Consider the following 18,929-nt stretch of genomic DNA (forward strand, 5'->3'; position numbering starts at 1 on the left):
GGGTCCATTTCGCGCCCGATCCGCACTGGATCCGGCTGGTCGTCTCCGACTGCGACGGCGCGGTGGAGATGTGCTGGCTCGCAGCACCGTGGGCGACGTGCGCGGGGGTGGACGGTCTCTCGGTCACGCTGCACTCGGTCCACCCGCTGTGCCCGGACCGGCGTGCCGAGGAATTGGACGAGGACTGCGAACTTACCGGCGACGAGTTCGCCGTCGGGGTCTGTTACCCCGACACGCTCGCCGACGACGCCCTGGCCCGCGATATTCGGCCGATCCTCGACGCCGACGACCTCGGCCCCGTGATCGTGGCCCTGGCCGGCTACCACCGCGACCTGCTCAACCACTGAGCACCGGCGAGCCCTGGCCCGCCGGGTCGGGGCTCGCCATGTCTCCTCCCGCCTCCCACTTCCTATATTGGGGTCATTCGTCATGCCCATCTTCGCCGTCACCGAGGACCAGCTCACCGCCGCGCTGTACGCCGTGGTCGCCGAGCGCGGTCTGAACTGGACCTGCCCCGACCTCGACACAGACCCCCGAGGCTTACCTCGACCCCCAAGATCACCACCCGCTGTTCGCCGAGAACACCAGCGAGCACGGGCTGCTCTCGTGCCGCTACGTCAGCGCCGATGGCCTCCGCCCGATGTGCCTGATCGGCGCCGCGCTGCACCGCGCCGGAGTTCCCCTGCACGTGCTCGCCGACCACGAAGGCGCCCTCGCCGACGCCGTCGTCGATCTCGTGATCGAACCGGTCCTGCCCGACCTTGTCCGCGCCGCGGCCCGCGCGGCGCAGAACGCCCAGGACGACGGCCGCACCAGCGGCGATGCCCTCGCCGCCTACCACAACGTCCTCATCGCCGGGCGCGTCATGAACCACGCGATCTGACCACCTGCGGCCACGAGGACGGGAGCTCCCACACTCCGACCGCCGCTCGCCACAGCCACTGGCTCCGCCCAAGACCGACACGAGCCAAGAGTGCCCGCGATGACCACTCCGGCCACCTCAATGGTGGATCCCTCCCGAGCCCGGCCTGACCCTCTGAGGCCGTTCCCGGATTCCCTGCCGCCGCACCAAGCACTCGCTGATCGCCTCAGGCCACACCGGCGCGGTCGAGCTCGAGGCCGACCTGGACTTGCCGGGGATGATCCGGTCGCGTTCCAGGCCGTGCGAGCGGGCCCCCGGCGAGGGCACAGCCGTGCGAACGGCCGCCCTGACGACGAGGCGCTCGTCGAGGGCATCAGCCATAAACCCGCCAGTACCTCCCGATGATCACCGTGGGCCGGTCGGCCGTCGTCTGCGAGCACCTCAGTGACCTCTACGGATCCACCACGGTGGGCGGCTCTCCTGAACCCGGCAGCAGGGAACCGGCCGTCACCGTCGCCCCGCCCAGACTTCCTACGATGCGCGTGTCTCCACTGCCCCGCCGACCCCTTGCCAGGACCGGCGATGGTTCCGCGAGGACACCGCCGCGACCGCTGGCCCAGCCCAACACGACCTGTCCTACACAGCCCCTCGTGGGGCGACCGCGCGGGCTATGCCGTCGAGCGCGACAGCGCCGACGACCCACCACACATCAACGTGGCCAGAGTCCACGCGCGCACCCAGCTGCGTGCCCTGGTCCTGCGCCCGGAAATCAGCGCCGACGACCCGCATACTCGGCGGGGCCCGACCGGATCGCTCCGGACCCCCGGCAGGACGCCGGCCGCAGCTGAAGCTCGGCCGGGTCGAACCGACCCTGGCGCTGACACCCGACGATGCCGGCATCCCCGGCACCGAGTACCGCAACAGCGCGATGCTCGACCGCGGGCGCACCGGGTGGCTGCAGGACCGGCTCGCAGTCCTGAGCGAGGTCGCGCTCTGCATGCGAGCCCACCAGGGCGACGTCGTATCGGCCCGAGAACCGTGCCTGTCTGCTGACGTCGGCCGTGGGCGTCCGTCGCGCCCCGTTGGCCGAGAACGGGTGCCCGTACGGGTCGGGACGCCTGTCGCGGTGTCGGTGCCCAGGTGTGGAGACGCCCGGAGGTCAGCACCCCGGCGCGAGGTACGCGGCGATGAACCGATGCCGACGCCGAGCGGGTGGGACGGCGCCTCACTGCGTTCGGGCCCGCTTCGCGGGCTCCCACCCGCTCGGGCCAGCACCGAACCCCCGCCACCCCTGACGGGCCCCGCACCGCCGCGCTGAGACAGGGCCGCGTCACCAACCAGCCCGACACCTCGGGAGGCACCCCATGAACGAGATCACCCTGACCGGCAACATCGGCAAGGAGCCCGAGCTGCTCTACAGCGAGCACACCGGAGACGCGGTCCTGCGGTTCTCCATCGCCCAGAACGACCGCTACTTCGACCGCAAAAGCGGCGAGTGGCGCGAGAACCCCCCGGTCTGGACCGACGTGGTCGCCTTCCGCGAGCTCGCCCAGAACACCGCCGAGTCGCTGCACGCCGGGGACGCCGTGATCGTGATCGGCAAGCTCGCCGACAACTCCTTCACCCCCGCCGGGGCCGACTACCCGGTCCGGCGCACCGAGCTGCGGGCCCAGACCATCGCCGCCGACCTGCGCCGCGCGACGGCGACGGTGACCCGCCAGCCCGGACGCGAGCGAGCCGGCTCGACCACCGCTACCCAGACGGCCGACTGACCCCCGGTCGGCCACCGGGCGGGGCACCAGTCACCCCTTAGGCGGTGCCCCGCCCGCCCTTCGCCGCGGTGCAAACATCGCCCGCGTCGATCGAGCCCTCCCGGGGGCTGGCAGGAGGTGGAGCAGCTGTTCACGGCGCCGGACGCGACGACCCACCGCACCCCGCGCCAGCCTTGGTCCACGAGCAACTGCGAAGGATCGTTCGCATTTGCTAGTCAAGAGGGTTCTGAACTGCTAACTGCTCAGCATCCAACTGCGAACGAACGCTCTTATTGTCGTCGGCATCGGTGGATGCCGTGCGAGACGCGAAACGGAGAACCCATGACTGCCCTCGACCGCGAACCAGCCGGCCTCGCGCCCGCCTTCGGGAGGCACGAGCACCGGACCGGTGCCCGGGAGGCTGCTCAGGCACTCGTCGAGAACGGGGTGACGGACCTCTTCGGGATCCACGGCTACATCAACCCGGTGATCGAGGAGGCCGTGCGCCTCGGCGCCCGCATGTGGCACTTCCGCCACGAGCAGGCCGCCGGCTTCGCCGCGGAGGCGTACGGCCGGATCACGCGCAAGCCGGGCGTCTTCTTCGTGTCGGCCTCGGCGGGCATGGCCAACGCGCTCTCGTCGCTGTCCCAGGGCATCGGCACCCGCAGCCCGATCCTGCTCCTGGTCGGCCAGCACGGCACCGCCGGTGACCACCTCGGAATCCTGCAGGAGGGCTACGCGGCGGAGTCCTTCACGACCGTCGCCAAGTGGACACACCGCATGACCGACTGGGAACTCAACTCCTACTGGGTGCACAAGGCGATCACGGACTCGGTCAGCTACCCGGCCGGGCCTGTGGTGCTGGAGTTCCCGCTGAACAATCAGTGGGCGCAGGGCGACGCGGTGCAACGCAAGTACGTGCCGGGCGACGGCGGGACCCCGGTCGTACCGCAGACCCAGGCCGACCCCGTCCGGGTCGAGGAGGCAGCAGCGATCCTGGCGGGCGCCGAGCGACCGGTGGTCGTGGCCGGCGACGGGGTGTACTGGTCGGACGGGTCGGCGGAGCTGGTGGAGCTCGCCGAGTACCTCGACGCCCGACCGGTGCCCGACGCACCGCGCGCGGAGCGATCAGCGAGGAACACCCGCTCGCACTGACGTCGGGATACCGCGGCCGGCTGCTGCGTGCCGCGGACGTGGTGCTGCTGGTGGGGCTGCGGGCCGGTGAGCTCGAGTCGTGGTTCGAACCGCCGGACTGGCCCGCGCCCGGTGCGACCTGCTACGTCCAGATCCAGGAGACCGCCGCGGACCTGTGGTGGGGGCTGGACTCCGAGGTCGACCTGATCGGTTCCAGCCGTCTGGTGCTGGGCCAGCTGCTGGACGCGGTCCGCGAACGGCGGGGGACCGCCGACCCGGTCTCGCGTCCGGAGTGGATCGCCGAGTTGGACGCCGCGCGGGCCGCGTTCGCCGAGAACCGGGCGGCCCATCTCGAGGTGGTGCGGGACCGCACCCCGATCCACACCTGGGAGCTCGCGCAGGCGATCGCCGACGAGGCCGACCCCGACGCCACGATCATCTACGACTCCTACCAGGGCTCGCTCTACCTCACCGATGCCGTGAAGGCCCTGCGGCCGGCCCAGATCCTCGACGCCGGCCCCCGCGTGGCACTCGGCCAGGGGGTCGGGATGGCGTTCGGCGCCGGGATCGCACGTCCGGGCGGCCAGGTGATCAGCCTGATCGGCGACGGTGGCATCGGTCTGGCTGGCATGGACATCGAGACACTGACCCGCTACGACGTGCCGGCCGTGCTCGTCGTGCTAAATAACAGCTCCTGGGGCGGCAACTCGCTGATGCGCGAGGACATGCAGCCGGACATCGGGTCCTGGGACATGACCCCCGGGCTGCGCTACGACGAGGTGTTCGCGCCGTTCGGGGCCCACGTCGAGCACGTCGAGGACGCGGCCGACCTGCGCCCCGCGCTGCGTCGTGCGCTGGACTCCGGAAAGGTCGCCGTGATCGACGTGGTGGCGGACTCGGAGAGCATCGAGGCGTCGGTCCCGTGGCTGCGGCTCAAGATCGGCGAGTTCTACTCCCGCGGCATCGACGACCTGTCCGAGGGGCTGGTCGCGCACTTCCGGGCGCTGTCCAGGGTGGAGGCGCTGCGGCTGCACAAGTCGGCTCTCGACAACGGAACCCGCATCCCGATGTCCTTCATCGCCGAGCTGTGCGGACACCCCGAGAGCGAGCTCGACGCCCTCGCGACGACGTCCGGCTACCGGTACTGAGCGTCGGACGGCACCGCAGGCGGCAGGGAGGAACACCATGACGACACAGGTCACCGTCCCCGGCAGCGAGGGTGCCGGCCGGGCCGACGAGTTCTGGGATCCCGTCCGGGAGACCATGCCGCCCGCCGAGCGGGAGAAGCTGATCCTCGACCGCGTGCAGGCGCAGCTCCGGTACGCATACACCGAGATCCCGTTCTACCGGGCTCACTACGAGCGGCACGGCTTCCATCCGGACCAGGTGCGGTCACTAGCGGACTTCACCACGAGGGTCCCGGTCGTCACCAAGAAGATGCTGGTCGCCGACCAGCAGGCGAATCCCCCGTTCGGCTCCTACGCAGGGGTCGACCGGGCCGACATCGCCCGCGTGCACGGCTCATCCGGGACGTCCGGGGCCCCCACGCTCTACGGGATATCCCGGACCGACTGGCTCCGCAGCGAAGAGGTCTGCAAGATCGCGCTCTGGTCCGCGGGGGTGCGCCCGCGCGACATCGTGCAAATCTCCTTCCCGTTCGGGCTGTTCCTCGGTGGCTGGGGGCTGCTGCAGGCCTGCGAGTTCCTCGGCGCGGGGGCCTTCCCGGTCGGCAGCCTGATGCCGACCGACCAGCAACTCGGCCAGATGCTCAACCTGCGGATCGACGCCCTCGTCGCCACCCCGTCCTACGCCCTGCACCTGGGCAGGCGTGCCGTCGAGCTGGGACTGGACATGCGCTCCTCCGCCCTGCGCACCGTGATCGTGGCGGGTGAGCCGGGTGGGAGTACGCCCGAGGTGCGGGACGTGATCTCGCGGGACCTCGGTGGCCCGTTCGTGATCGACCTGGGTGCAGGGGCCTCCTCGGAGATGCATCCCTTCTACGCGAACGTGGGATGCCGGCACACCCCCGCCGGCGTGCACCTCGTGCAGGACGAGAACTACACTGAGGTCGTCGACCGGGACGATCCCAACGTCGCGGTGCCGGTGGGAACCAGCGGCGCCGTCGTCGCCACCCACCTGTGGCGGGAGTCCCAGCCCATGATCCGGTTCTGGCTGGGCGACGAGGGGGTGCTGGACGACTCCCCGTGCGCCTGCGGACGCACCTACCCGCGGCTGCCGCGCGGGGTGTACGGACGGCTGGACGACATGCTGCTCGTCCGTGGAGCGAACGTGTACCCGAGCGCGGTCGAGGCCGTCCTGCGGGACCACGAGGCCGGTGGCAGCGAGTACCGGATCGTCGTCGAGCGCCGGGGCGATCTGGACGAGCTGCGGGTCGAGCTGGAGACCGACGGGACGGTCGCCGACGCCGCGCGAGCCGATCTGGAGGCACGGCTGAAGGACCGGCTGATGGTCCGGACCGGCGTGCGGTTCGTACCGGAGGGGACCTTCGAGCCTCAGGTCTTCAAGGCCCGGCGTGTGATCGACCATCGGGGGTGATCGCGGCGTTGCTACCGTTGCCGGCGCAGCGGGGACGATGAGCGAGGGGCCCGACACAATGGCGACCAGGCGGGGGCCGAACCGACGCTCGGCGGAACGCCTCGAACTGATCACCAGGACTGCCTCGGTCGAGATCACGAAGCACGGTTTCGACAACCTGTCGGTCAGCGACCTGGCCGAGGCGGCCGGGCTGAGCGTCGGTGGCATGTACCGCTACATCACGACCAAGACCGACCTGCTGGTCATGGTCTGCCGGAGTATCTACGACGGGGTGCGCGAGCAGCTCGGCGAGATCGCCGCGGGCGACGGGCCACACGAGGAGAAGCTGCGCGCCGCGATCGAGGTCTACCTGCGCGAGTGCGAGAACCGGCAGGCGCAGATCGCGATGGTCTACCGGGAGTACCGCCGGCTGCCCGAGGACGCGCAGCGCTTCTTCATGTCTCGTGAGCAGGCGATCGCCGACGTGTTCGCCGACCTCGTCCGCGCCGGCCGAGCCAAGGGCGTGTTCCGCCCGGTCGACGCCACCGTGGTGGCGACAGACATCGTGTTCCTGGGGCACATGCCGTCGTTCAAGGGCTGGGCGCTGCGCGGCGAGGTGACCCCGCAGGCCCTACGCCACGAACAGGTCGAACTCGTCCTGCGGGGGTTGCGTCAGGCCGGGTAGGCCGACGTCGGGGCCGGGCCGGTCCGCTCGACGTAGCGGACCAGGGCGGGTCGTGCGTTCGATGTGGTCGCGCAGCGCCCGGGTCGCACCCTCCTCGTCCCGTGCGACGGTGAGCTCGGAGATGGCCCGGTGCTCGGCGGCGATGTCGCGGTCGGCCTCGTGGGCGAAATCCTGGACCAGTGCCGGTAGAGCTCGGCGCAGTCGCGCAGACCGGTCGCGATCCTCTCGAGCCGTGCGGAGCCACAGCCCGCGAGCAGGGTGTTGTGGAAGGTCCGGTGCGCGACGGTGAAGTCCGGGGCGACGTGTCCGTCCGCCGTCATCATCCGGGTGCCGGCCAGCGTGTGGTGCGTGGCGAGGACGGCGGACTCCCAGGCGAGGTCGCCGGACTTGATCGACTCCGCGAGGGCGGCACGCCCTCAACCGGGCGACCGGCGCGCAGACCATGGAGTTCCGCCATCACAACGTGGAGTTCGGCTACCGCTACGACTCCTCCGCCGTCGTGCCCGACGGCAGCGCGGAGCACGTGCCGCTCGACCCGGTCCGGCTCTACCAGCCCGGCACCGCGCCCGGGCACCCGATGCCGCACGCCTTCGTCGAGCGTGCGGGCGAGCGCATCCCGCTGGGAACCCTGGTGCACGGCGGCCGGTTAGGTTCGACAGCGGCGCCATCCCGACCCAACGGATCGGACCCTCCGACTGCCCGGCGAGCTCGGCTACGGCAGCCAGGACCGCGTCACGGCCGCCGTGAATCGCCAGGATGGTGGCGGGGATGAGGTCGGCGACGCAGAAGTAGTCGGTGCATCCCGTAGTCGCGCCGGCGGCGACCGCGACGTCGTGGCGCCCGACGGTGTCGAACAGGTGGCGGGCGAACCGTGCCCGCTGTCCGTAGCCCTGCGTGGGCCCGGTCTCGTCCGCGGTCAGCACCAACGCGAGGTCGGGCTGGTGCCGGGGGGCCGCGACCAGCGCCAGGGCGTCGTCGGCGTCCCCACCCAGATCGGTGTCGACGACGATCGGGGCCCTGGTCAGCGGCTCCGCCAGCTCCGCAGTGCGCAGCTGCGCCGCGGTCTCGGCCAGTGAACTCCCAGGCAACCTCCGGCCGACGTCGATCATGGTCTTGCGGTGCGCGCGTACCTGGTCGATCGACAGGTCGCCCTCCGGGCGGCTGGTCAGCGGCCCACCTCCTGAGCACCTCACAGGTTACCGGCTCACCCCGACGAAACGAGGCATTACGACCTGCTGCGGAGCACGCCAGGGCGCAGCATTGCCCGCCGAGCTCCAGCCCGGACGTCCACCGATGCCCGCGATGTCCAGGTCTGCCACCGGCGCGCGTCGAGGAGAACGGCCCCGCGGTCGTATCGCAAGCACGGCCGCTACCCAGTCACCCGGCACGGGACACGTGGTCAACCCCGACGTCTCCGGTGCCCGTCGCCTGCAGGCGAGAGCCGGCGAGGTCTCGGAGCCGGTCTACGTCGCCGACGCGCAGCGCGAATCCGTCCACAACCAACATGCAGCGATCGACCACTTGGCCCGGGCCAGCGCCGATCCCGCCGACGAGCTGCTGGACCTGCTCGGCGCCGAGCCTCGTCTGTGACCGATCCGAAGTGTCGGCAGGGCCCGGATCTGGTGCGGCGCCGACGGCGCGATCGAACACGGGACGGCAGCACGCGGTAGCCGAGGCCGTGACCGACCCGCAATCCGGCGCCGGTCTCGGCTGCGGTGGTGGGCGTGGCCACTGTGACCGGCCGGGTCGCTGCGCTCGATCGGCCGCTTGCCCGCACCGACCGGGTGGTACGAGCTCGCTGCGCTCGTCGGCCTGGCAGCCGATCCCACACCGGTCGGGCGAACGCGTCCGACCGACCGGTCGACCCGCGCCGGTCCCGGACGCGGCGTCAACCCCGGCCGGGGTCGGCACCGATGAACGAAAGGTCCAGTCATGGCTGCGAAGTCCTCTCCCGGAGATGGTTCCCACGGCCGCGGCATCCGCGGAGACAGCGCCACCGTGAGTGCCTCGGCGCGGGTGGTCGCATTGGTGCGTGCCCTGCTGTTCGGGGCGCGGTAAGCGATGAGCGAGGCGTTCTGCACCGAGATCGGGCCCTGGCTGCGCGGAGCCGCACGGCCGACCATCGACATGGACGCGGTGGCATTGCTGTTCGCGCCGCCCGCTCTTTACAGCGAGTTCTATCCGTGGCAGGGCGCCTCGCTCGCCGAGCTCCCTGCCGGTTCTCCCGGCCGGGAGCCGGGTCTGGGCCCGGCGTTTCGCCGTGCGGTCGCACGCGCGGTCGACGACGCGGCGGTGATCGGGGTGAGTTTCTCCGGCGGTATGGACAGCCTCGCGGTCCTGGCCGAGGCCTGTCGCCAGGCCCGCGGCCGCCGCGTCGTGGCGTTCACGATCGATCTCGTCGACGACCGCGGCCGCTTAGCCTCCGACACGGCCACCGCACTGATCACGCGACTCGGACTGACCTGCGAGCTGCAGATCGTGGACACCACCGACCGTAGGAAGGTGGCATGGTCGCCGATCGGGCCCCGACTCGACGCCCTGCCCCAGCTCAACGCCGCCGTCGCCCACCGCGCGGCCGCGGCCGGCTGCGAGGTTCTGCTGTCGGGCGACGGAGCTGACGAGACCCTCGAGGTGCCCGGTTCGCCACCACCGAGCTGCTCACCACCCGCGGGCCGCGGGCCGCACTGCGGTATCTCGCCGACCGCGGACGCGGCAGCGCCCTGATCGACGAAGCGGCATCCGCCCTCGCGCCGATGCTGTCCCGCCGGGCAGGACACCGGATGTACTGGACCGCGACCTGGGCCACCACCCTCGGCGCACCGGTTCCCGACGTGGTCACCACCCGGTTCCGCCCCCGAATACAGGACTGGACCGAGCGATGGCGAACCCAGCACCGCGGTCAGCACGGCACAACCCACTCGTGGGCGGCGATGTTCACCCACGACGCGATCTGGCCGCATGCAGCAGTGCTCGACGCCGGCACAGTCCCCGAGCAAGCCCCCTTCCTCGATCCCGAGGTTCTCGCCGCCGCGGCCGCGCTCGACCCGGCAGCACGCTACGACCCGACCCTTCCCACTGCCTACCAGCGCAACAAGACAGCGGTCGTCTCGCTGTTCGAACCCCACCACCGGTCGATGCTTCCCCCGGCCAAGCAGTACTTCCAGACCGCGCTGGGCGCCCTGGTCGAACCGTGCCAGCCACAACTGCTCGCCGCCGCCGGGCTGATCGACCCCACCCGGCTCGCCACCGCCGACACCGCGGTGTCGATGACGCTGACCGCGACCGAGACGTGGCTACGGGCCGCGCTGGCCCGCGGTGCCCGACTCCCAGGAGTGAACCCGTGACCCACCCTCCGACTCGACCGAGGCCCACCCGCGCGCCATCCTGGCGACATGCAGGTGCGACCGCCGTGACCCGACCCGCCACGAGCACCGTGCGCCCGCTGCGCCGCGCCGACCACCCCGCAGTGCTCGCTCTGATCGGCGCCGACCTGCTGCCCGGCCAACCCGTGCCCACCCGAGCCGCGTTGGCCGACGCCCTCGCCGGGCGCTCGCCCATCGACGCCGGCCTCTGGGCTGAACTCACCGACCTGCGTCACCACGTGGCCATCGACGACCACGGTCATGGCGTGGGCGTCATCGCCACCGGATGGCGGGAGCGCGACACCACCGCGGTCCTGCCGTGGCTACACGCCGGCGAGGACCCCGCTGTCGTGCAGGCCCTACTCGACACAGCACTGCAGCGGTTCTCCTCCGTCGCGGTAGAGGCCTTCGGCTCGCCACCGCGCTCGACCTCGGGCTCGAAGCGCTCCCGGTGACCCACCGATCCGGCACCGTGACCGCGCTGACCGTCGCCGGGTTCACCGGCACAGTCCTGTGGAGCTACATGGTCCTGCCCGACGAGGCGATGACCGCTTTCCTCGCCGAGACCGCACCCACACCCGCCCCGACGATCGAGGTCGAGCAGCGCAGGCTGGGCTGGCGCCTGCTGATCCACCGCGCCGACGACGTGCTCGGCGAGATCGAGATCGACCACCCGCTGCAGGGCACCACCCGCATCGCCTGGCTCGAGGTCACCCCGGCCGCACAGGCGCAGGGCTGGGACGAACCCTGCTACGAGCCGGCCTCGAGCGCGCGCACCACGCCGGGGCCCGGCGTGCGCTGCTCTACGTCGACGACGACGACCCAGGCGGTGCACGTGACCGCTCCGCGGCAGCCGCGCTGTACCGCCGAGCCGGATTCGCCGACGTGGACCGCCTCCACACCCTTCACCGCCGCTGAGCCGGACCGGAGATACGACCGCACCGCGCTGGGGGAGCAGCTCTGTCCGAGCTGACCCGATGACTTCGGGGTCGGGCCCGAGAGCGCGGGCCAGCCGCCGCCGCGCAACACCCAGGCCGTGACGGTCCTGGACGCTGTGCGCGTCATCGGACGCGCGTCTCCGTTTCGGACAGCATGCTTGGAGGACACCGCCGCGGCGATACTCGCCCTGGCCCGAGCGGCCGGCGAGCTGGGTGGTGCCACCGGATCGCCGCGGATCGGATCAGGTTGCACGCCTGGCTACGCCTCGACGACTGCCTAGTCTGCGAGCCCACCTCCACGCTGCGCTTCACACCACTGATCCAGCTACGCGAACCCGACGCTGCGCCGGCGCGAGGCTGCGTCCGTCCGGCGGGAGGAATCCGAATGACCGTGTCAAGCCGCGATAGCGGGTTGTGGTGCGGTGATGGTGAACATCCTCCGGTCACGCAGCAGGGCCCACAGGACGTCGACCAGGCGTCTGGCCAAGGCGAGCAGAGCCTGGGTATGAAGCATTCTTTCGCTGCGTTTGCGCTGGTAGAAGGCCCGGGACGGGCCATTGACCTTGAGGCTGGACAGTGCGGCCATGTAGAACACTCGCCGCAGGCGGCGGTTGTAGCGTCGTGGGCGACGCAGGTTCCCGCTGATCCGGCCGGAGTCCTGGGGCACCGGGACGAGTCCGGCGTAGGAGGCCAGCCGCCCTGGAGAGGTGAATCCGCCCAGTTCAGGGCCGACACCGCCGTGGGTGGCGGTGAGGAACTCCGCGCCCAGGATGGGTCCGAGACCGGGCAGCGACTCGATGATCGCCGCGTCCGGGTGGGAGCGGAACACGGTGGTGATCAGCTTGTCGGTGTCCTTGATCTCCCGGTCGAGTTCCAGCAGTCGTCGGGCCAGGCCGGCAACAAGGATCGCGGTCCGCGTCTCGCTGGGCAGTGCCACGGTCTGGGCGTGGGCGACCTCGACCGCGGTGGCGGCCATCGCAGCAATACCCGGTGCCCACGCCCGATGGGCACGCAGGTACTCGATCACCCCTGCCTCGCCGGCGTCCCGGAGGGCCTGGGGTGTCTGGAACCCGGTGACCAGCACCAGAGCGCTGCGGGTGGAATAGTCGAATGCCGCCTCGAGACCGGGAAAGATCGACCCGAGCAGGTCACGCAGCCGGTTGACCCCGCGCACCCAGTCGGCCATCAGGTCCTCGCGATGGGCCACGAGCCGGGCCAGTTCGGCAGTGGTCTCATCAGTGGCGGTGACCGTGGTGAGGTCGGCGCCGCGCATGCGGGCGGTCTCGGCGATGACCTTCGCGTCACGGGCGTCGGTCTTGGCCTCGCCCCGGAACACGCCGCTCATCCGGTCGACGACCCGACCGGGGACATAGACCACCTGCTGGTCGGCCGCGGTGAGGACCACCTGCAGCAGCGCCGCATAGCTGCAGGTCAGGTCGATGGCCCACCGCACGTCCTGGGCCGCTTCCGCAGCGCGGGCCAGCAACGCCTCGATCGCGGCCTGGTCGTTGCTGACCTTGCGGGAGAACACCACCTTGCCGTCGGTATCGATCGCGCACGCATGGTGCGTCCTCTTCCCGACGTCGATCCCGATCCAGATCACTGGCCGTTGCGCCACGCGCAGGCTCCTGTCGTTGCAGGTCACGCCCGTGGACAACCCGCCATCAGGTCCCTAATCAGCGACGGTCCGCACAGATCCGAATCAGTGGCCAGGCCTGTCCAGCACGACGGGGCGGCCATTCCTTCCGAGCCACCGAAGCGACAACACCTCATCAGCCACACCCCGTCGTCCCGGGCATCCGGGGCACCAACCCCGAACACCTACGACCTTAGGGAGACACCGCATGACCATCACCTCCAACGGCCACCCCGACGCCACTTTTCCCAGCGCCTCGAGTGGCGGCAGCCCCGACCGGGCGGCGCCACTGCTGTGGATGCGAGGCGAGCGCGCCGCGCTCGGCTCGTTCACCCACGACGGCCTCGGTGGGGCACCGTTCCCGGGGTCGGGCGCCCGAGCGTCGGGCGGCGAGGGGGCCGCTGGCGCCACCGCGAGACTGACCTTTGTCAGGACGGGCAGGCCCCACCCGTCACCGGGCAGAGCAACGGATCGAACAGATCCGGAAGGCTGTCGATCAGAGCGCCGTGCCCGTCGTAGTAGCGGTCGAGCCAGCGCGCGACGCAGACGACGGTGACCTCACTCGCTCCCGCATCTTTCAGAGCAATAGACACGGACTGCGAGTTCCGACCGGCCACCCACGTGTCGTCGACGACCAGCACGTGCTTCCCGTGAACTCGGTCCGTCCACCGGTCCGGGATGACAAACCGGTCCGGCAGCGGGCCGTCGCGACGATCGACCTCGATACTCGGCCCCGTCTTGATCTGGAACTTGAGGACGGACGGGTCGTCGTAGATCACGACCTGGTCGCCAAGCAGCGACACCGGGTGCTGGGTCCCGGGCCTGGTCGCCGAACACACGAACGTGACGGCCGCCCAGGGACGTCCGACCGTTGCGATGATGCAATTGCGGTGCAGGAACGCCGCCCCCCGGGCCAGAAACTTGACGTCGCGGAGGTTGTCGGCGGACGAGCCACGATCACCCTTGTATCCGTGCATGTGGTGGCCGGACTGCTGGCCCTTCACCGCATAGGACAGCGGCACGACGTGGTCGGCGAGACGCTCGACGCCGAAGGTGCGCCTATGCCCAGCGCACGTATCGCACAGCGCGGCCGACGCGGGCCCAGCACACGCCTCACAGATTCCCGCGCCGCGCTGCAGTGTCCCGAAGATCGCGCCCACCCGGTCTCTGACGAGTCGTGCAACGCGGTCGCGTTCGGCGGGCGGGGGGTCGTGCGGTTCGGTCATCCCCAGCCCGACGCCGCCGGGGCGAGGAAGGCGTCGATCTTGCCGGGCTCCTTGACGATGTCCTCGACAATGCGCATCACCGTCGCCGTGCTGTCGGCAACGTGCACCCCCGGCTGGCCGACCAGCTTCTGGGCCCACTGGTTGGCAGCGACGACCAGTTCGGTGAGGATGACGGGACGCCCGTGGGCGACTCCTGCGCGCGCCTGGATCCGCGCGCCGCTGTACTCGCCTGCCTCGACGACGACCGTCGCCCGACCGTAGCCGGACATTACGGAGTTGCGCATCGGGAAGGTGTGCTTGCCGGGCGGGGCGTCGGGCCAGAACTGCGACAGCAGTAGCCCTTCGCGGGCGACCGCGTCCTGCAGCTTGCGGTTCTCCGCCGGGTAGTAGCGGTTGATCCCCGTGCCGATGACGGCGACCGCGCGACCGCCCGCCTCCAGCGTGGCGGTGTGTGCGGCGGCGTCGATCCCCTTCGCCAGCCCGGACACGACGGTGACACCACGCTCGACCAGGCCCAGGGCTACCGACCGTGCGATGGACAGCCCGCGCTCAGACGCGGTCCGGGAGCCGACGACGGACACCGACACTTCGTCGCTGACCAGACGGCCGCGGTGGAACAGCACCGGCGGGAGGTCGTGGACAGCGCGAAACTGCTCCGGATACGCGTCGTCGAGGAAGGTCAGGAACCCAAGACCGGCGGCCTGCCAGGCCTCGATGTCCCGGCGGGCTGCCGTCAACTCCTCCGCCTCGCCGTACAGACCGGCGGGATTGTGGGTGTGCCATAGGTCGAGGGCACTCTCACGCGGGCCGACCTCGGCGACGACGTCGGCGTAGGTCATCCGCTTCGGGCGGTTGCGCAGCAGTGCAACGAGCGCCGCACGTTCCGCGTCATCCCACACCGGTCCGAGAGTAGAGCTATCAGCGAGTCCTGACACCTGGCTGTTCACCTCCCTCTGGTCGTCACGAGCACATGCCGAACATGCGTTCGATTATGGCGCATGACCAGGCTCTCTGTCATCAACGGGCGACACGCGTCGCCGGTTACAGGTAGGTAAGGCTTGTCATGCGATCGAGGCAGACCTTCTCACCCCGCCAGCTGGGCCGCGTCCTGGCCCTGCAACACAGCGCACACCGTCGACGGGCACCAGTGGGGCCCGCCGCGGGCGGTCGGCACGCCCTCTGCGGTCAATGCCGCGCCAATCGCGGCCTGCGTCTCCCCACGGTCGTGGTCGGCCAGGATCTGGCGCACGACGTCGTCCGACACCGGGTCGGGCGGCCCCGCCGAGCACCGGCGGCACGCTTCGCAGCCAGCCCACTCGCGGGTGCGCCGGCCGATCAGCCACCGCTCGTACCGCGACGCGCTGGCGATGATGTTCGCCGTCATCTCTCCAGCGCCGGGTCAGGGCGTTTCCCGCCCTCGGTGGGGCCCTCGGAAAGCGACACCACCTGAACCACAGCGAACCCACACGGGCGCTCCACCCGACTCGCGCACCTCTCCAGGCCCGACGGCAGCCGCGACGACCTTGCACCCGCAACCCGGCGACCGGACCGAGCGACCGGGGCCGTCAGAAGGTCGGCGGCCGGGGATGACCGCCGCACCCTGCCCGCCCGTGCGGGCACCGGTGCGATGAACCGCTCGCTGACGCCATCCGGGCGAGATCACCTGCAGCCGGTTCCCAGCATGCGGTTGCTGCCGGGCAGTGGTGATCCCACGCCGGACGGGCCAGCAGCGAACCCCCGCCCGAGCCCACCCGGGCGCGCCCAGACAGGTGCTGTCACCCACCGGTACGACTCGACCAGGAGACCACCATGACCGATCACCACTCCACCACCGAGGACAGCACCGGCGACACCGGCGAGCTGGGCCGGTTCCTCCCGGATGGCCGGGTCACCCTGCATCGGTGCCCCTGCGCGACCGAGGCCGCGGCGTTGCGCCCGGCCGATCGCCGCGGCCGGATCATGTCCGACCCTGACTGGGACACCCACCAGACCGTGACCTGCCCGCAGTGCGGGCGCTACGGCCGTCTCGACCCCACCGACACCGCCCATGCCCCCGTAGCGGTGCTCGGCATCGCACCACTGCCCGCTGGCTGCGACGACTGCGGCGCCACACGCGGCGAGCCCTGCCGGCAGCCGTTCTGCCCCGGCCAGGACCTCCTCGACCCCGCCCCGGCCGACGACCAGGACGCCTGCGCCGGCGGGGGCGGCGTCGCGGTGCCCTACACGGCGCGCGGGCTGCTCATGAAGCTTCCCTCGACGATGCGGATCTGGCGGTACTGGGCGAGCCGTGCACTTCATCCCGGCAACGCCGACTGGCGACGCGGTGCGCTGCGCTCGACCGCGCAGGCCACCGTCGAGGTGTGGCGGCTGCGCCGCGGCCTGCGCAACGGTCCGGTCGAGATCGTGAGCACCGCCGATGTCGGCCACGTCGACGTCGCCGAACTGTTCGATCACCTCGCTGGCCGCGTCGGCACCGCCGGCCAGCACCATGCGCTGTTCGCGTTGCGGATCGCCCAAGGATGGGGCGACTCGGTGGCCATCGACCTCGTCGACGCCGCCGCGGTCTGGCGCAGGGTCCCGTCCTGAACCAGGCCTCTCGGGCGGCTCACCGATCACAGGAGATCGAGCAGCTCGCCCGGATCGCAGCGGGCGCCGCCAGCTGCTCGGCTACGCCTGCCTGGACCCCGATGACCGGTGGCGGATACGCCAGGTAGCGCTCTACCCCGCCCGCCAAGCAACCTGGACCGGCCCGTCCCCGAGCCAGAAACAGTGCTGGTCGGCGCCCCCGGACATAGTCGAACAGGGCAGGGAGGCGTTCCGCCGCCTCGCCCACCGGACTGCGATCGCCGAGTGCGCCGCCCTGCCGCCGTCACCGTGATCAACCGGCCACTGCGCTGCAGGATCGGGAGCGGTGCGCGGCTGGGCTTCGGGTGCTCGGTCGGTGCGACTGGACCGCCCGAAGGTCAGCACACCCCGGGGTGGGCTACGCGCCGATAACCCGCCGCCGACCCGCCCGGGTGAATGCCGCCGCTGATCCGCAGACTTCGGCGCGGTGCCGGCGTGTCCGTGCCCGACTCGAGCGGGCGTGTCGATGGAACGGTTGTCCTCGCTCGCGTCCGGTGCCGGTCGGATCGGGTGTGCGGCCGGTTCCGCGGGACGGGGTGGGTCGTGGTCGCGGCGGCGGGCTCACACCGGTCGGGTCAGCACCGGGTTCCCGCCGGCCCTGCGGGCCCCACCCCGGGCCGTGCTGAGGCTGCGCCGCGTTCCAGCCGCACCGACCGAGCACCCGGAGGTCTTCGAGATGACCGAGAAGTTCCGCATCGAGAACGGGCTGTTGCTCAGTGACGACCAGACGATCGTCCGGTTCACCGACGGGTGCACCGACGAGCACAGCCTCATCCCCGGCGCGCACGAGGCCGGGGAGGTCGTGCCGTGCCCGGACTGCACCAGCGAGCACCGCATCGCCGGCGCCCTGGTGATCCCGACCGCGCACAACATCACCATCACCCAGGCCGAGCCCGCCCCGGCCGCTGAGCCCGACGCCTGACCAGCTACGAGGTCGCCGAGCTCACCGCCGCCCACGACGAGCAGGAGCTACAGCGATGCCAGAGAACCACGACCCGTGGCAACGCCCCGTCGAGCACCACGGGACCGCGTTCGCCGACCCGCCAGCAGCCGCCTCACACGATCACTTCACGGCATTCGCCCAGGGCGCGCTGGCGTGGAGCGACACCTACCGGATCGAGTACGCCGACGAACCCGATACCGGTGAGCCCACCGTCGACATGGACGGCTGGGAGCCCTCCGACGCCGAGCTCGCCGCCGAGTGGGCCATCACCGAAGACGACCGTCGGGTCGACGCCACCGAACCGGACGACGATCCCGAAGCCTGACCACCCCTCACCGACCGGGCGCAACCACGAACAACCAGGAGGCACCTCATGCTCGACATCACGGAGTGGCGCGACCGCCACCAGAAGTCGATCGACGCCCGCCTGCGCGAACTCGGGATCGCCGGGTCGGAGGAGAGCCGTCCCGGGGCGGGCTACTACTACGGCGACATCATGCCCGGCGAGTGGTACGACGAGAACGCCGTACGTGACCTCGGGCTGATGCCCGACGGATCCTTCCGCGCCCCGGCCGTCGGGCTCGCGGCGGCCTCGCTCGACGACGCCCGCCACGACCTGATGGCCGCCCGCGACAACCGCGACCACCACGGCGACCGGTCACTGCCGGCATTGAACGCGGTCTGTCACGCCAACGTGGCCGTGCACCGCGCCGAGCAGGCCCTCGCCGAGGCCGAGCAACGCGAGGCCGCCGGCGAGCTGTGCTCCGGCAGGGATCCCCGCCGTCGGATGGCCGACGACGAGCTGCTCCTGCACACCAGTCTGGGCCTGCGCGAGCCGGCCGAGCACGAGCCCGACCTCTGATCAAGCCCAGCGGCCACACCCGGTGTGCCCCGGCGGTGAGACATCACCCCGGGGCACACCCCTTTCCTCCGTTCCTGCTGCCCCACGAGGTGCCCCGGATGCTCACCCACACCGCCCCCTGCCCGATCCCCGCCCCGACACCCGGTCGGGACCCACTGGCCGACGTGCGCGCCGCGCGCGCGTTCCTGCTGCGGCTGACCGACCGGTCCTGCCCGGAGCTGGAACAGCTCATCGTCTCGGCAGGGCCCCGCGCCGTGGCCGAGCAGCTCCGCGACGGCGAAATCCCCGACCCCCTCAGCGGGCACCTGACCCCGGAGCGGGTGCGGACCGCCGCGGCCCGGGCCGCCGGCGACGGCGAGGCCGCCACCCG

General features: G+C 71.3%; 21 protein-coding genes. 17 read left to right on the forward strand and 4 right to left on the reverse strand.

The window, feature by feature from the left end:
- Positions 1–107 precede the first annotated feature (107 nt).
- The 13 genes from AD017_RS29565 (at position 108) to AD017_RS29630 (ending at position 11,302) form a co-directional block, all read left to right on the forward strand.
- Positions 108–347 (forward strand): hypothetical protein, encoded by a 240-nt coding sequence (locus tag AD017_RS29565; protein WP_060576955.1) that lies wholly within the window; start codon positions 108–110, stop codon positions 345–347.
- A gap of 293 nt (positions 348–640) precedes the next feature.
- A complete protein-coding gene (locus tag AD017_RS29570; RefSeq protein ID WP_060576957.1) occupies positions 641–883 on the forward strand; it encodes a hypothetical protein in 243 nt (80 codons plus the stop codon).
- A gap of 1,343 nt (positions 884–2,226) precedes the next feature.
- Positions 2,227–2,634 (forward strand): single-stranded DNA-binding protein, encoded by a 408-nt coding sequence (locus AD017_RS29580; protein ID WP_060576961.1) that lies wholly within the window; start codon positions 2,227–2,229, stop codon positions 2,632–2,634.
- Positions 2,635–2,955: 321 nt separating this feature from the next.
- On the forward strand, positions 2,956–3,768 hold the full coding sequence (locus tag AD017_RS29585; RefSeq protein ID WP_060576963.1) for a thiamine pyrophosphate-binding protein: 813 nt from the start codon (positions 2,956–2,958) through the stop codon (positions 3,766–3,768).
- Between the two features lie 38 nt (positions 3,769–3,806).
- Positions 3,807–4,895, forward strand: coding sequence for a thiamine pyrophosphate-dependent enzyme (locus AD017_RS29590; protein ID WP_060576965.1), 1,089 nt, complete (start codon positions 3,807–3,809; stop codon positions 4,893–4,895).
- A 37-nt stretch (positions 4,896–4,932) separates the two neighbouring features.
- Positions 4,933–6,303 (forward strand): phenylacetate--CoA ligase family protein, encoded by a 1,371-nt coding sequence (locus AD017_RS29595; RefSeq protein WP_060576966.1) that lies wholly within the window; start codon positions 4,933–4,935, stop codon positions 6,301–6,303.
- A gap of 58 nt (positions 6,304–6,361) precedes the next feature.
- A complete protein-coding gene (locus tag AD017_RS29600) occupies positions 6,362–6,967 on the forward strand; it encodes a TetR/AcrR family transcriptional regulator (protein WP_060576967.1) in 606 nt (201 codons plus the stop codon).
- 857 nt (positions 6,968–7,824) lie between these two features.
- Entirely contained in the window at positions 7,825–8,043 is a 219-nt protein-coding gene (locus AD017_RS35585) for a hypothetical protein (RefSeq protein WP_168172325.1), read from the forward strand.
- Between the two features lie 319 nt (positions 8,044–8,362).
- The gene (locus tag AD017_RS29610) at positions 8,363–8,557 is read left to right on the forward strand and encodes a hypothetical protein (protein ID WP_060576972.1); all 195 of its coding nucleotides are present in this window, start codon (positions 8,363–8,365) and stop codon (positions 8,555–8,557) included.
- Positions 8,558–9,028: 471 nt separating this feature from the next.
- Entirely contained in the window at positions 9,029–9,691 is a 663-nt protein-coding gene (locus AD017_RS29615) for an asparagine synthase-related protein (protein ID WP_060576973.1), read from the forward strand.
- A gap of 56 nt (positions 9,692–9,747) precedes the next feature.
- A complete protein-coding gene (locus AD017_RS29620) occupies positions 9,748–10,311 on the forward strand; it encodes a hypothetical protein (protein ID WP_060576974.1) in 564 nt (187 codons plus the stop codon).
- Between the two features lie 65 nt (positions 10,312–10,376).
- Positions 10,377–10,784: a hypothetical protein gene (locus AD017_RS29625; protein WP_060576980.1), complete on the forward strand. Its 408-nt coding sequence runs from the start codon at positions 10,377–10,379 to the stop codon at positions 10,782–10,784.
- A 17-nt stretch (positions 10,785–10,801) separates the two neighbouring features.
- Positions 10,802–11,302 carry a hypothetical protein gene (locus AD017_RS29630; RefSeq protein ID WP_145984155.1) on the forward strand — a complete coding sequence of 167 codons (501 nt, stop codon included), beginning with the start codon at positions 10,802–10,804 and terminating at the stop codon, positions 11,300–11,302.
- A gap of 359 nt (positions 11,303–11,661) precedes the next feature.
- Here the strand turns inward: AD017_RS29630 and AD017_RS29635 are convergent, their stop codons facing one another.
- The 4 genes from AD017_RS29635 to AD017_RS29650 form a co-directional block, all read right to left on the reverse strand.
- Positions 11,662–12,885 carry an IS110 family transposase gene (locus AD017_RS29635; RefSeq protein WP_060572134.1) on the reverse strand — a complete coding sequence of 408 codons (1,224 nt, stop codon included), beginning with the start codon at positions 12,883–12,885 and terminating at the stop codon, positions 11,662–11,664.
- 446 nt (positions 12,886–13,331) lie between these two features.
- Positions 13,332–14,129 (reverse strand): phosphoribosyltransferase, encoded by a 798-nt coding sequence (locus tag AD017_RS29640; protein WP_145984206.1) that lies wholly within the window; start codon positions 14,127–14,129, stop codon positions 13,332–13,334.
- Positions 14,126–15,028, reverse strand: coding sequence for a DNA-processing protein DprA (locus AD017_RS29645; RefSeq protein WP_227012957.1), 903 nt, complete (start codon positions 15,026–15,028; stop codon positions 14,126–14,128). The genes AD017_RS29640 and AD017_RS29645 overlap by 4 nt, the downstream gene beginning before the upstream one ends.
- Before the next feature lie 185 nt (positions 15,029–15,213).
- Positions 15,214–15,513 (reverse strand): hypothetical protein, encoded by a 300-nt coding sequence (locus tag AD017_RS29650; protein ID WP_060576985.1) that lies wholly within the window; start codon positions 15,511–15,513, stop codon positions 15,214–15,216.
- A 425-nt stretch (positions 15,514–15,938) separates the two neighbouring features.
- On the opposite strand from AD017_RS29650, the gene AD017_RS29655 reads away from it, so the two are divergent.
- From AD017_RS29655 to AD017_RS29670, 4 genes are all read left to right on the forward strand, one after another.
- Positions 15,939–16,715 carry a hypothetical protein gene (locus AD017_RS29655; RefSeq protein ID WP_060576990.1) on the forward strand — a complete coding sequence of 259 codons (777 nt, stop codon included), beginning with the start codon at positions 15,939–15,941 and terminating at the stop codon, positions 16,713–16,715.
- 715 nt (positions 16,716–17,430) lie between these two features.
- Positions 17,431–17,676, forward strand: a complete 246-nt coding sequence (locus AD017_RS29660; protein ID WP_060577451.1) for a hypothetical protein — start codon at positions 17,431–17,433, stop codon at positions 17,674–17,676.
- 55 nt (positions 17,677–17,731) lie between these two features.
- Complete coding sequence (locus AD017_RS29665; RefSeq protein ID WP_060576992.1) at positions 17,732–18,022, forward strand: hypothetical protein; 291 nt, start codon at positions 17,732–17,734, stop codon at positions 18,020–18,022.
- Between the two features lie 48 nt (positions 18,023–18,070).
- Positions 18,071–18,559, forward strand: coding sequence for a hypothetical protein (locus AD017_RS29670; RefSeq protein WP_060576994.1), 489 nt, complete (start codon positions 18,071–18,073; stop codon positions 18,557–18,559).
- Positions 18,560–18,929: the final 370 nt, after the last annotated feature.

Origin of the sequence: Pseudonocardia sp. EC080619-01 (assembly GCF_001420995.1) — a bacterium.
GTDB lineage: Bacteria > Actinomycetota > Actinomycetes > Mycobacteriales > Pseudonocardiaceae > Pseudonocardia.

Coding starts and splice junctions, on each gene's coding strand:
- AD017_RS29570 (WP_060576957.1), top strand. CDS start 641: ATGTGCCTGATCGGCGCCGCGCTGCACCGCGCCGGAGTTCCCCTGCAC.
- AD017_RS29580 (WP_060576961.1), top strand. CDS start 2,227: ATGAACGAGATCACCCTGACCGGCAACATCGGCAAGGAGCCCGAGCTG.
- AD017_RS29585 (WP_060576963.1), top strand. CDS start 2,956: ATGACTGCCCTCGACCGCGAACCAGCCGGCCTCGCGCCCGCCTTCGGG.
- AD017_RS29595 (WP_060576966.1), top strand. CDS start 4,933: ATGACGACACAGGTCACCGTCCCCGGCAGCGAGGGTGCCGGCCGGGCC.
- AD017_RS29600 (WP_060576967.1), top strand. CDS start 6,362: ATGGCGACCAGGCGGGGGCCGAACCGACGCTCGGCGGAACGCCTCGAA.
- AD017_RS29615 (WP_060576973.1), top strand. CDS start 9,029: ATGAGCGAGGCGTTCTGCACCGAGATCGGGCCCTGGCTGCGCGGAGCC.
- AD017_RS29620 (WP_060576974.1), top strand. CDS start 9,748: ATGTACTGGACCGCGACCTGGGCCACCACCCTCGGCGCACCGGTTCCC.
- AD017_RS29640 (WP_145984206.1), bottom strand. CDS start 14,129: ATGACCGAACCGCACGACCCCCCGCCCGCCGAACGCGACCGCGTTGCA.
- AD017_RS29650 (WP_060576985.1), bottom strand. CDS start 15,513: ATGACGGCGAACATCATCGCCAGCGCGTCGCGGTACGAGCGGTGGCTG.
- AD017_RS29655 (WP_060576990.1), top strand. CDS start 15,939: ATGACCGATCACCACTCCACCACCGAGGACAGCACCGGCGACACCGGC.
- AD017_RS29660 (WP_060577451.1), top strand. CDS start 17,431: ATGACCGAGAAGTTCCGCATCGAGAACGGGCTGTTGCTCAGTGACGAC.
- AD017_RS29665 (WP_060576992.1), top strand. CDS start 17,732: ATGCCAGAGAACCACGACCCGTGGCAACGCCCCGTCGAGCACCACGGG.
- AD017_RS29670 (WP_060576994.1), top strand. CDS start 18,071: ATGCTCGACATCACGGAGTGGCGCGACCGCCACCAGAAGTCGATCGAC.